The sequence below is a fragment of the Agrobacterium tumefaciens genome (genome assembly GCF_009649785.1).
Lineage (GTDB): Bacteria > Pseudomonadota > Alphaproteobacteria > Rhizobiales > Rhizobiaceae > Agrobacterium > Agrobacterium tumefaciens.
This window is the reverse complement of record NZ_WJOK01000007.1, coordinates 71,390-84,544: the sequence shown is the minus strand read 5'-3', so window position 1 is coordinate 84,544 and position 13,155 is coordinate 71,390. Positions and strand designations below refer to the sequence as shown.

At 60.6% G+C, this 13,155-nt stretch carries 9 protein-coding genes; 8 read left to right on the top strand and 1 reads right to left on the bottom strand.

Going from position 1 to position 13,155, the window contains the following annotated elements; all coding sequences use genetic code 11:
• Positions 1–12: 12 nt before the first annotated feature.
• Positions 13–2,364: a helix-turn-helix transcriptional regulator gene (locus tag GH784_RS09390; protein WP_065704212.1), complete on the bottom strand. Its 2,352-nt coding sequence runs from the start codon at positions 2,362–2,364 to the stop codon at positions 13–15.
• Between the two features lie 136 nt (positions 2,365–2,500).
• Between GH784_RS09390 and GH784_RS09385 the strand changes: the two genes are divergently transcribed.
• The 8 genes from GH784_RS09385 to GH784_RS09350 all read left to right on the top strand — a co-directional run bounded on the left by GH784_RS09385 (position 2,501) and on the right by GH784_RS09350 (position 13,127).
• A complete protein-coding gene (locus GH784_RS09385; RefSeq protein ID WP_003511023.1) occupies positions 2,501–3,529 on the top strand; it encodes an ABC transporter permease in 1,029 nt (342 codons plus the stop codon).
• Positions 3,529–4,410 carry an ABC transporter permease gene (locus GH784_RS09380; protein ID WP_025595598.1) on the top strand — a complete coding sequence of 294 codons (882 nt, stop codon included), beginning with the start codon at positions 3,529–3,531 and terminating at the stop codon, positions 4,408–4,410. The genes GH784_RS09385 and GH784_RS09380 overlap by 1 nt, the downstream gene beginning before the upstream one ends.
• Positions 4,411–4,414: 4 nt before the next feature.
• Positions 4,415–6,061, top strand: coding sequence for an ATP-binding cassette domain-containing protein (locus tag GH784_RS09375; protein ID WP_065704211.1), 1,647 nt, complete (start codon positions 4,415–4,417; stop codon positions 6,059–6,061).
• A gap of 17 nt (positions 6,062–6,078) precedes the next feature.
• Positions 6,079–7,635, top strand: coding sequence for a hydantoinase/oxoprolinase N-terminal domain-containing protein (locus GH784_RS09370; RefSeq protein WP_025595602.1), 1,557 nt, complete (start codon positions 6,079–6,081; stop codon positions 7,633–7,635).
• A complete protein-coding gene (locus tag GH784_RS09365; protein ID WP_013761623.1) occupies positions 7,628–8,761 on the top strand; it encodes a DUF917 domain-containing protein in 1,134 nt (377 codons plus the stop codon). Before GH784_RS09370 ends, GH784_RS09365 begins: the two co-directional genes overlap by 8 nt.
• 43 nt (positions 8,762–8,804) lie before the next feature.
• Positions 8,805–10,400 (top strand): ABC transporter substrate-binding protein, encoded by a 1,596-nt coding sequence (locus GH784_RS09360; protein WP_065704209.1) that lies wholly within the window; start codon positions 8,805–8,807, stop codon positions 10,398–10,400.
• A gap of 115 nt (positions 10,401–10,515) precedes the next feature.
• Positions 10,516–11,592 (top strand): DUF917 domain-containing protein, encoded by a 1,077-nt coding sequence (locus GH784_RS09355; protein ID WP_065704207.1) that lies wholly within the window; start codon positions 10,516–10,518, stop codon positions 11,590–11,592.
• Positions 11,589–13,127: a hydantoinase/oxoprolinase N-terminal domain-containing protein gene (locus GH784_RS09350; RefSeq protein ID WP_065704205.1), complete on the top strand. Its 1,539-nt coding sequence runs from the start codon at positions 11,589–11,591 to the stop codon at positions 13,125–13,127. The genes GH784_RS09355 and GH784_RS09350 overlap by 4 nt, the downstream gene beginning before the upstream one ends.
• The last annotated feature ends 28 nt before the right edge of the window (positions 13,128–13,155 follow it).

Below are 13,155 nucleotides of genomic sequence, written 5' to 3'. Positions count from 1 at the left end.
CACGACTTGAGATCAAAGCCAGCCCAGCGCTTTCGCTGCGCGGATCGCTTCCGCGCGGCGTTTGCAATCCAGCTTGCGGAACAGGTTTCCGAGATGGAATTTTACCGTCACTTCCGAGATGTTGAGGGTCTGCGCGATCTTCTTGTTCGACATGCCGCTGGCCAGCAATTGCAGCATCTGTGCTTCCCGCTGTGAAAGCCCGCCATGCAGGGCGCGTGCCTGCGGCGAGTTGACCGAGGCGGCGAAAATCGACAGCGCGTTCCGGACATCGGAAGAGGTTTCGATGAAACCGCGGATACGGCGATTGTTCAGAAGCGGCGACAGGAATATGCGCTCCTCCGACAGGACGCCGTTGCAGCCAAGGCGCGTCGCCGATTCAAGTGCGTTGAGGATATGGGCGCGGGCGCCGGCACTGTCACGACGCTGGTGTGCGGCATAGCTCTGCCATATTCTGAGCGCGACCTTTTCGCGGTTGGTGACCTTGGGGTTGGCGATCATTGCATCCATCTGCCGGGCGAGATAGGCGCGCGGCGTGAAAAGATGTACCGCGTCGCGGAGCCAGGCCATCACATAGGCGATTTCGTCGCGCCGTGTGAGCCGGGCAAGGTCCTCATTCGCGCTCTCCACCCAGTTGCGACCCATCGGCATGCGAATTGCCGATAGCGTCGCTGCCGCATCCGCCCAGCGGTTGGCGTTCTGGTAGGCGATTGCCGTTCTGATCTCCATCATCGCATGGAATTGCAGCCCTTCCGAAAGGTGAATCCACAGGCCGTCGAGAAAGCCCGGACGAACGGTCATCGGAAAATGATCGATCAGCACCTGCGAGGCATAATGCAGGGCAAACTGCATCAGGCTCGGCCATATCTCGGCGGCGGCGAAGTGGTCGAATTCATGCTCGACGAAGTGCAACAGGTCGCGCGGTTTTCCCGCCTCATAGGCAAGGCAGGCTTCCGCCAGCCGCAGCATTCGGAACTCCTGCGCGGCGTCGTGTGGCACCTGTTCCAACCTCGTGCGCGCATCCTGTGCCGCGCGACGGGCCAAGAGCACATCACCGCTCATCAGTCGCAGGACGATCTGGTGCAGATGGATGAAGAATTCGAGCAGCGGCTGCCCGCCCATCTTGCGCAGATAGATAAGCGCGCGGGCGGCAGCGGCCTCGGCCTCGCGAAAATTACGGCGGCGGATTTCGAATTCCAGCAGCGCATTGTAATAGGCCGCCCATTTGCCGTGATCGTCCATGGGGTAATCGGCCATGAATTCCCCGAGGCGCGTTATCACAGCGTCATTGGGGGTCAGGTCCTCGGCAATCATCAGGTTCAGCCGGAAGGTGCGGGCGGCAAAGGAAAAACGCGAACCGCGGGCAAGCACCTTGAGTGGATCGAGATAATCCGAACCGAGGCTCTTGCCAAGCAGATGGCGCACGCGTTGCAATTCGCCCTGTTTCAGCAATGCTCGGGTGACGGCGAAGAGGACTGTTTCATTCGCCGCGATCATGTCCTGCGAAAACCGCATGATGATCTCGCGAAACCTGTCGACGCTGCTTCGATAGATCAGTTCGCGCCCATGGGCGCGTTCTAGGATTTGCGCGGCGTGGGTCTCATAACCGCGGTCAAGCAACATGGCCATTGCCGCAAGCGCCCGCCCTTCCTTCTCGAATGCGGAAGCGACCTCTACCACTGCCCTGCCAGCCTGTAATGTGGCGAGACGTTCTCCCGCTGCCACGGTCAGAAGCCTTATCAGTGTGTCGTGTTTTTCCGGGTTTGCGATCAGGAAGGGAGGCAGAAGTTCTGCCCATTCAGCGTCGGGTTCTGCCGAGGGATTTTCCAGCCAGAGCGAAAGCGCGACCGTCTGGGCCGGTGACAGATGCGGCAGATAATTTTCCCGCAGATAGTCGACGCACAGTTTTTCGTCGGCGAGGCGAGCGAGAGACAGAAAGGCCGGCCACCCCGCATAATCATGGAGCGCCAGACGCTTCTGTTCTGTTGGAAGGCCCGCTGTCTCATCTTGGCCAAAGGCCAGTTCATTTGCTCCGATCGTCAGCGAACCACGATGCAATATTTGCCGCGCCAGCCCGCTGATACGTTGATCCGGACGGCAGGCGATGACCACGAAACGCACGGTTTCCAGAATAGGGGCGGGCATGCGGACCGCGCGTGCGAAGACCGGCACATCCCATAGCAGCCAGCCTTTCGCCGCCTCATCACTTCTGGGCTGGTGCGTCCGGCATACCTCGGTCCCCAGCTCTTGTGCCAGCAAGTCCATAAGAACGCTTTTCCCGGCGCCCGCCGGCGCGCGCAGAAAGATCACGCCTGCGGTTTCGCTGGCGATACGGCGGCAGAGTGTGGTGCGCGGCAGAAGCGTCATTCAGACAGGGATAGGAGATCTGAATTCAAAAACCTATACTCATTTATCAAAAAACTATACCTTTCTGCGATTGTTCAAAAGGACATGTGGTGAAAACTTGTGCTCAGGAAACTGATGCACAAGGAACGGTCCACCGATGCAGCAACATCCGCTGGTCGCGATTTTGAACAGGCTCGGCGCTTTCGTACTGGTCATGATCGCCCTGTCCATCATGATTTTTGCTCTAGCCCGTGTGGTGCCGGGTGATCCCGCCCGCATGGCGCTCGGCCCTGCGGCAACACAGGAACAAGTTGATGCGCTGCGCGGCGAGATGGGTCTCGATAAGCCGCTCGCCGCCCAATACCTCGACTATATCGGCAACGCCCTGCACGGTGACCTGGGCTTCTCGCTGGTTTCCCAGCGCCCCGTCACCACCGATCTGGCCCAGACCGTTCCTGCGACCGTCGAACTGGTTCTGGTCTCAGTCATCTTCATGTTTGCCGTCGCCATCCCGCTCGGCGTCATCACGGCGCATTACCGCGACCGTCCGCTCGACCATATCGGCCGTATCCTCTCGCTCACCGGCGTGACGATCCCGAGCTTTCTGTTTGCCATCACGCTGCAACTGCTGGCCGCTCGCTTTCTCTCCGGGTGGCCGATCATCGGTAGGATCGATCATTCACTTGGCTGGCAGGGTGGCCCGACGGGCTTCATACTGATCGACGGTACGCTTGCCGGACGGTTCGATGTGGTGCTGGATGCGCTGAAGCACCTTGCGCTGCCGGCCTTCGCGCTCTCCATGGCCGGTATCGGCCAGATCACCCGCATCACGCGTTCCTCGATGATCGAGAACCAGCGCAAGGATCACGTGCTCACCCTGCAAAGCTTCGGCGTGCCGGAGCGGGTCATCATCTTCCGTTATCTGCTGAAGCTTTCCTCCATCGCGCCGCTGACGATCATGGGGCTCGAATTCGCCTCGCTGATCGGCAATGCCTTCGTGATCGAAATGGTCTTCGCCTGGGGCGGATTCGCATCCTACGGGCTGAACGCCATCCTTCAGAAAGACCTCAATGCCGTGACTGCCGTGGTGCTGGTGGCCGGCCTGTTCTTCATCGTTGCGAACCTGATCGTTGATGTCCTGATCTCGATCATCGACCCGCGCCTGCGCCGCAAGGAGGCTCGCTGATGGCTGATATGAAAATGGTCGAACCCACCGATCGGGGCTTAAGCGCCGGTTACATGATGTGGTACCGCTTCAGCCGCAATCCGGCAGCGGTCATCGGTTCGCTGATCCTGTTGTCGGTGCTGGTTCTGGCGATCTTTGCGCCCTGGCTTACACCCTATCCCAAACATATCGGCGCGGTTGTCGATTTCCGTGCCCGCCACATGCCGCCGGATCTGGAGCACTGGTTCGGAACCGACAAGGCCGGACGCGACATCTTTTCCCGTACTGTCTTCGGGCTCAGGGTCTCACTTCTTCTCGTCATCGGCGTGCTCGGCATCTCGGTCCCGGTCGGCACCGTGCTTGGCCTGGTCGCCGGTTATTTCGGCGGCTGGACCGAGAAAATCATCAGTGGCCTGACGAATGTGATGCTGGCCATGCCGCCCCTCGTCATGGCGCTGGCGGTCTCCAACCTGCTGGAACCCACCTTGATGAACGCCATGATCGCGATCACGCTTCTATGGTGGACCTGGCATGCGCGGCTGATCTATTCGGTGTCGAAATCCATCGCATCCGAGGACTACATCGAAGCGGCACGTCTTGCAGGTGCGGGTCCGCTGCACATTCTCTTTCGCGAAATTCTGCCCAATTGCGTCTCGGTCATATCAGTCAAGACGACGCTGGATGCGGCATTCGTCATCCTCTTTGGTGCGACGCTGAGTTTCCTCGGTTTCGGCGTCAAGCCGCCAACTCCCGATCTCGGCTCGATGGTTGCCGATGGGCGCCAGTTCATGCCGGATTTCTGGTGGGAGGTCCTCTGCCCCGGCGCGGCCGTGCTTTACGTGACGCTGGGTTTCAATCTGCTGGGCGACGGCCTGCGTGACATGTTCGACGTGGAAAGCTAAAGCCATGACTGAACCGCTTCTCAAAGTCGAAAACCTCAACGTCAGCTTCACCAATTACGGCCGCACGCGCCAGGTGCTGCGCGATGTCGCCTTCACAGTCTCAGCCGGCGAGCGGGTGGCGCTGATCGGCGAAACCGGATCGGGTAAATCGGTCACCGCCAAGGCTATCATCGGCACTTTGCCGAAGAATGCCACTATTGCCTCCGGCGCCATTGTCATCGACGGGCGGGATGTGCTCGCCATGCCGCGAAGGGAACGCGAGGCGCTGAAGGGAACGGCGTTTTCGCTGATCATGCAGGACCCGCTGTCTTCCTTCAATCCGGTCTTCAAGATCGGCACGCATCTCGATGATGTCATGCGCTTTGCCGACAAGCGCAACGGCATCAACTCGTCCAAGACAGAGCGCCGCACCCGTATCGCAGCGGTTCTGCGCCGCGTACAGCTTGGCGATACCGAGCGGGTCATGAATGCCTATCCGTCCGAGCTTTCGGGCGGCATGCGCCAGCGCGTGTTGATCGGGCTTGCGCTGCTGCATCAGCCGAAGCTCCTCATCGCGGATGAGCCCGGCACGGCGCTCGACGTCACCACGCAGGACGAAATTCTCAATCTCATCAACCAGCTGGTTGCCGAAGAAAATATGGCGCTGCTGATGATAACCCATAATCTCGGTGTCGTACGTAAGGTGGCGGATCGGGTCGTGGTTATGCACCATGGCGACATCGTCGAGACCGGTCCCTGCACGCAAATCCTGCACGCTCCCGTGGCGGACTACACGCGTTCGCTGCTGGATGCGGTGCCGCCGCTCTACGGTCCGCGTGTCGCCGATCTGGCGCAGAGCACACGCTCGCCGATCGTTACCATCGAGGGCCTGAACAAGATTTACGGCAGACGCAACGGTTACCACGCCGTGCGCGATGTGAACCTGACGCTGAAGGACGGCGAAATTTTCGGTCTTGCGGGCGAGTCCGGTTCTGGAAAAACCTCGGTCGCCCGGATGATCATGGGACTTTCTCGCCCGACCTCCGGCAATCTTGTCATCGACGCCCCGTCTCCCGGCCGTGGCAAGCGGCTGACGCAGATCGTCTATCAAAATCCGGGCACTTCCCTTAATCCGAAGCGCACGGTCAGGCAGACGCTTACCCTACCGTTGAAATCCATCGGTATGGACGGTGAGGCGCGCGAACGCCGGATGCAGGAACTGATGGGGCTGGTGCGATTGCCGCAATCCTATCTCGGTAAATATCCGCATGAACTTTCCGGCGGACAGAAGCAGCGTGTCGCCATTGCCCGTGCACTCGCGGCTGAACCGAAGATCCTCATCCTCGACGAGCCGACGGCGGCGCTTGATGTCTCCGTGCAGAAGACCGTTATCGACCTTCTGCTGCAGCTGCGGGAAGAGCTTGGCCTGACCTATCTGATGATCTCGCACGACCTCTCGCTGATGCGCAATTTCTGTTCGCGCATCGCCATCATGCTGCGTGGCGAGATCGTCGAGGAAGGGGTGACGTCTGCGGTTTTCGCCGAGCCGAAGCATCCCTACACCCGCGCCCTTATCGCGGCGATCCCCGTCGTTACCGACAAGGAAGAGCGCCTGAAACCCACCGTGACAGAGGAAGAGCGTATGCGCTTCCTCGTAAAAACGACCGATTGATAAAAGAGGAGCCTGACGTGTATCGCGTTGGAATTGACGTCGGCGGCACAAATACCGATGCCGTTGTGTTACAGGAAAAGACTGTTCTGGCGGGGGTGAAAGCCTCCACCACCGAAGATGTGACGTCCGGTGTCATCGAAGCCCTTGAAAAGGTGATCGAGGCGTCGGGCATCGACAGGGCACACATCGGTGCCGTGATGATCGGCACCACGCATTTCACCAATGCGGTGATCGAGCGGCGGCATATGGACGAGGTCGCCGCCATCCGGATCGGCCTGCCGTCCGGCGCCGGCCTGCCGCCGATGGTCGACTGGCCGGATGACCTCCGGGAAATCGTTGGTAACCACGGTTATCAGGTCCGCGGCGGATATGAATTCGACGGTCGCGAAATCTCAGCCCTCGATGAGGACGAGATTGTCCGCATCGCCGCCGATATCCGCGCAAAGGGCCTGAAGGCCGCGGCCGTCACCTGCGTCTTCAGCGGCATCAATGATGCGATGGAAGTGCGGGCGAAGGATATCCTGCAGGAGCGCTGCCCCGGCCTGCCGGTGGTTATGTCCAAGGATATCGGACGGCATGGTCTGCTCGCCCGCGAAAGTGCTGCGATCATGAATGCCAGCCTTCTTTCGCTTGCGGACCGCACCGTTGCCGCTTTCGGCGAGGCGCTGAAGGCAGCGGGCATAACCTGCCCGTTCTACATCACCCAGAACGACGGCACGCTGATGGCAGCGGATGTGGTGCGCGGCTTCCCTGTGCTCACCTTCGCCTCCGGCCCGACGAATTCCATGCGCGGCGCTGCTTTCCTCACCGGCCTCAAGGATGCCGTGGTCGTGGATGTCGGCGGCACCACCTCCGATGTCGGCTCGCTGTCGCACGGCTTTCCGCGCCAGGCGTCCACGACGGTGGATATTGGTGGCGTGCGTACCAATTTCCGCATGCCGGATGTGTTCTCGATCGGTCTCGGTGGCGGCTCGCTGGTGGTCAATGGCGAACATGGCCTCACCGTTGGCCCGAAATCAGTTGGTTACCGCGTCCGCCGTGAGGCGCTCTGCTTCGGCGGTACGACCCTGACTGCAACCGATATCGCTGTCGCCTCCGGCAAGGCAGACGTGGGCGAGAAGGCTCTGGTTTCCACTCTGGACAAGCGGCTGGTGGATGCCGCAGTCAAAAAGATCAACGACATGCTCGAGTCCTGTGTGGAGCGCAGCCGCATCTCGTCATCACCGGTGCCGGTGATCGCCGTTGGCGGCGGCTCCATTCTCATGCCTGACCGTATCGGCGATCTGGACGTCATCCGCCCCGAGAATTTCGCGGTGGCGAATGCCGTGGGTGCAGCGATCGCGCAGATCAGCGGCGAGACGGACCGCGTCTTCTCGCTGATCGAGGGGCGCACGCGTGAAAGCGCGCTTGCGGAGGCGGAGGCCGAGGCACGCGAAAAGGCGATTGCGGCTGGCGCACTGGCCGAAACGCTGGAAGTCATCGAGCGCGAGGATATGCCGCTTGCCTATCTGCCCGGCAATGCCACCCGCATTCATGTGAAAGTCGTTGGAGAAATGGGAGCCAACCATGGCTGAGACGCGCAAGCTGAAATATGACGAAGCGGCATTGCGTACGCTGACGAGGGAAGATCTCGACGCGCTGGAAATCGGTGCGGGCATTCTCGGCACCGGCGGCGGCGGCAATCCCTATCTGGGTAAGCTGCTTGCACTCGAGGCCATGAAGGCCGGTTACGAGATGAAGATCCTTGCGACAGACGCCATCGAGCCGGACGCGCTTTGCATGTCCATCGGCGGCATTGGCGCCCCCGTTGTCGGTGTGGAGCGCATTCGCGAGGGTCGTGAGGGTCTGCGTTGCCTGCGCGCTATGGAAGAGCTGATCCGCACGCCGGTAGACGCCATCGTCTGCGAGGAAATCGGCGGCTCGAACTCCATGAACCCGCTGGTGACGGCGGCGCTTGGTGGGCTGCCGATCCTCGATTGCGACGGCATGGGCCGGGCTTTCCCAGAGATGCAGATGACGACCTTCTCCATCTACGGCCACAGTTCGACGCCATCGGTGATGTGCGACCTGCACGGCAATGCCGTGATCTTCAGCCACGCCGTTTCCGAAGTCTGGCACGAGCGCATGGCCCGCGCCTGCGTCGTTTCTCAGGGCGGCGGCGCAATGCTAGCGACCGCGCCGATGCAGGCGCACTACGTGCACCAGTATGGTATTCCGAAAACCTACACCAAGGCGATCGCGCTCGGCGAGGCGGTGATCCGTGCCCGCAAGCAGCAGGAAGACCCGATTGCGGCAGTCTGCGCGCTTGAAGGTGGACGGCGCATCTTCAACGGCAAGATCACCGATCTGAAACGCCATCTGCGCGGCGGTTTCGCCGTGGGCGATGTCGAGCTTTCCGGCTTCGACGATTGCTCGGGCCAGACGGCGAGCGTGGCGATCCAGAACGAATTCCTGCTGTTCCGCCGTGACGGCAAGGTGGAAGTGACCGTCCCTGATCTGATCGTCTTGCTCGATGTCGATACCGGTTACCCGATCACCACCGAAGTCCTGCGTTACGGCCAGCGCGTGGCCGTGGTCGCGATCCCCTGCCACGATCTGCTGCGCAGCGCCCGCGCGCTCGAAGTCGTTGGACCGGCGGCTTTCGGTTACCCGGACATTCCTTTCTCACCGCTGCCCGTCCCGGTCGGCAAGGCTGCCTAACCATAAGCGGGGCAAATGACCCGCAATAAAGAGGAGAACGACAATGAAAATGCCAGGACTTCCTTCCCGCCTTGCCGTGCTTGCGCTCGGCACGGCAATCGCGTTGCCGCTTGTTTCTTCCGCTGCTTTTGCGGATGACAAGGTTTCGGTCGCGGTCAACACCATGCAGATATTCAGCTCGCTCGACCCGGCGAAAGTGACTGACTATACCGGCTACATGGCCATCGTGAACATGTATGACGGCCTGACCACGGTGAACGCCAAGGGCGAAATCGTGCCGCATCTGGCAAAGTCCTGGGATATTTCTGCAGACGGCCTGACCTATACCTTCCATCTGCGCGACGATGCGAAGTTCCAGGATGGCACGGCGGTGAAGGCTGCCGATCTCGTCTGGTCGGTGCAGCGCCTGCTCGGCATCAACAAGGGGCCGTCGAACCTCATCGTCGGCGTACTGAAGCCCGAAAACGTCAGCGCGCCTGATGATGCGACGCTCGTCATGAAGATCGAGCGTCAGTTTTCGCCCTTCATGGCCTCCACGCCGCTGATGATGGCGTTGAACAAGACGTTGATCGAAGCCAATGCCAAGCCCGAAGACAAGTGGGGCGAGGCTTATGTGGGCGAACATTCCGCCGGTTCCGGCCCATACAAGCTCGTCAGCTACAACCGTTCTGCCGATATGGTCATTGCCCGCAATGCGGACTATTTCCTTGGTTGGACCAAGGGCAAGCCGATCGACGAAGTACGCTTCGCCCAGACGAGCGACGACGCTACCGTCAAGGCGCTGGCTGAAAAGGGCGAACTTGGCCTTTCCTCGCACGGCCTTGGCAACGACACCTATGAATCCATTGGCCGGATGAAGGATTACAAGCTCATCCAGACCCGCACCGCCGGCGGTTTCGTCATCAAGCTCAACACCAAGGTTTACCCGACCGACGACGTTCACGTTCGTCGCGCCATTGCCTATGCGACGGATTACAAGACGATCCAGGAAGTGATCTATCCCGGTTTCGACATGCAGGGGCCGCTATCCGACGCTTTCAAGGACGCGCATAACGGCGATATTCAGCCCGGCGTCTACGATCTGGAAAAGGCGAAGGAAGAACTGGCGAAGTCGAAATATGCCGGCCAGAAAATCACGCTGGTCAACAGCTATGTCGCTTCGCTGGCCTTCGAGGCGGAAGTGGCGCTGCTTTTGCAATCCAGCCTCGAGCAAATCGGTATTACGCTCGATATCAAGCCAGAGCCGTGGAACCGTATCGTCGAGCTTTCCTCCAAGCCTGAAACGACGCCTGCGTCGACGCAGGTGAATATCTCGCCGACCTATCCGTCTCCGGATGCGATGTTCTACAACCAGTATCACTCCAAGGCATCAGGCACATGGATGTCGATGGAATGGCTGCAGAACGCGGAAATCGACGGGCTGATCGACAAGGTCCGTGCCACGACCGATACCAGCGAACAGAACGCAACCTACAAGGAACTGCAGACCAAGATCGCCGATCTTCAACCGGATGTCTGGGCGGTTGCGCCGAACCGCCGTTATGCGGCGAACAAGTGCCTTCAGGGTTACGAGTTCATTCCCATGCAGAGCTGGGACCTGAACTTCTCCAACTTCCATTGGGACTGCAAGGCGGAGTGATCTCCGTCCCATGAAAAGCGGTCCCGCCGCAGGGCGGGGCCGATGAGACTTGGAACGATAAAGGGAAGGAGCATCGCTTGCGCCGGAAAGGCTGCGGCATGCCCGAGGATGACGCATGATCCAGGAATTTTCCGAAGACGATATCGAACCTCTTGCCACCGGCGCCTGGATTCTGGGAACGGGCGGTGGAGGCAATCCCTATATCTCGACGCTCAATCTGCGCCGTCTTTATGCCGAAGGCAGACGGGTGAAGGTCATGGACCCCATGGCGCTTGCTGATGACGACATGGTTGCGGTCGTCTCCAAGATGGGTGCACCGCTTGTTGGTCAGGAACGGCTGGGAGACCCCGTTCATCTTGCCCGCGCGGTCGAGGTCATGGAGGATTATCTCGGCAAGCCTTTCCGGGCGATCATGAGCGTGGAAATCGGCGGTTCGAATGCGTTATCGTCCTTCCTCGCCGCCGCCATGCTCGACCGTCCCGTCGTGAATGCCGATGCCATGGGACGTGCTTATCCCGAAGCGCAGATGACCTCATTCGCCATCGGCAATCTGCCGATGTCTCCATTATCGCTGGTCGATGTACGAGACAATGAGGTGATCGTGACACGCGCTGCATCGTGGAAATGGATGGAGCGCATCTCGCGCAAGGTCTGCACCGAAGTTGGTTCCACCGCCGCCACCTGCAAGGCGCCGCGCACCGGCAAGGAAGTGAAGGAATGGGGCATTCATTACACCGTCACAAAGGCGACCGAACTCGGGCGCGCGGTGATGGAGGCGCGTGCACGCCATGATGACCCGGTTCAGGCGGTTCTCAACCATGAGGGTGGCAAACAGCTGTTCCGCGGCAAGGTGGTGGATGTCGCCCGCGAGACCACCGGTGGCTTTCTGCGCGGCAGTACGACCATTGAAGGCATCGACGCCGATCGCGGCTCACGCATGGAACTTGCCTTCCAGAACGAGTGGGCGGTCGCCTTCCGCGACGGCCAGCCGGTCGCCATGACGCCGGACCTGATCTGCCTTCTCGACACTGTTTCGGGCAGCGCCATCGGCACGGAATCGGTGCGCTATGGCCAGCGTGTCACGGTTATCGCCCTGCCGGCACCGGAACTCTTGACGACGCCTGCCGGCATTGCTGCCGTTGGCCCGCGTGCCTTCGGTTATGACATTGATTTCAGATCGGTATTCCCATGAAACGCATCGGTATTGACGTTGGCGGCACCAATACGGATGCCGTTCTGATCGATGGAGACGCCATCGTTGCCTCGATCAAGGTTCCGACCACGCAGGATGTCCTGTCCGGCGTGAAGGCGGCCCTCGCTCACGTGTCTGGCCATGTCGGCGCGGCAGATCGCCCGATCGATGCGGTTATGATCGGCACCACCCATTTCACCAATGCTGTCGTGGAGCGCGCCCGGCTGGAGCGAGTTGCGGCCATCCGCATCGCGCTGCCGACCGGTTCTTCACTGCCGCCCATGTGCGACTGGCCGAAGGATCTCTACGAGGCCGTCGATCCGCTGATCTTCATGGTTCATGGTGGCCATGAATACGATGGCAGTCCGCTGGTGCCGATGATCCCGGATGAAGTCCGTGAAGCGGCGATGAAAATCCGCGATGCAGGCATTACCTCGATCGCCATTTCGGCAACCTTTTCGCCGCTGACCACGGAGTGCGAGGTGAGGGCGGCAGAGATTGTCCGTTCGGTGATCCCCGACGCACGCATCACGCTTTCCCATACGCTGGGCCGTATCGGGCTTCTGGAGCGCGAAAACGTCGCACTTCTGAATGCCGCCTTGCAGACGCTTGGCAGGACCACGGTACAGGCATTTTCGGATGCGCTGCGCGAAGCAGGTGTAAAGGCGCCGTTTTATCTTACACAGAATGACGGCACCGTGGCGCTTGCGGATGTGGCTGCCGCAAACCCCGTGCACAGCTTCGCTTCCGGCCCGACCAATTCGATGCGTGGTGCGGCTTTTCTCACAGGGCTTTCCGATGCCATGGTGGTGGATGTCGGCGGCACCACCTCCGATATTGGTTGCCTTGTCGGTGGTTTTCCGCGTGAGGCAAATAATATTGTCCATATTGGCGGGGTCCGCACCCTGTTCCGCATGCCCGATCTTCTACCTGTAGCACTGGGCGGCGGCACCATTGTCGACCCGCAGACAGGCAAGATCGGCCCGCGCTCGGTTGGGTATCGCATCCTGACCGAAGCCCGCGTTTTCGGTGGCGAGACACTGACGGCATCGGATATCGCCGTTGCGGCAGGCCTGATCGAGATGGGTGACAGGGATCGTGTGAAGGGCCTCGATCCGGCATTCGTGCAGGCGACGCTCGGCCGTATCCGCGACATGGTGGCCGACAGTTTCGACCAGATGAAGACATCAGCCGAAGACGTGCCGCTGGTTGCGGTCGGCGGCGGCGCATTCCTGATACCGGAGCAGGTGCCGGGCGCATCCGAGGTGCTTCGTGTGGAAAATGCAGGCGTTGCCAATGCGCTCGGCGCAGCGATGGCGCAGGTGTCCGGTGAGGTAGATCAGGTCTTTTCCGGGTTGAGCCGCGACGAAGCCCTTGCGAAAGCCGAGACCGAAGCGCAGAACGCAGCGGTCGCTTCGGGAGCGGAGCGCGCGAGCCTCAAGACGCTTGAGGTGGAGGATATTCCCATCGCCTATCTGCCTGGCGGCGCTCGCAGGGTCCGCGTGCGTGTTATCGGCGATATCGCCTTTCATTGATGGTAAGAGGCCCTGCCTGTGGCGGGGC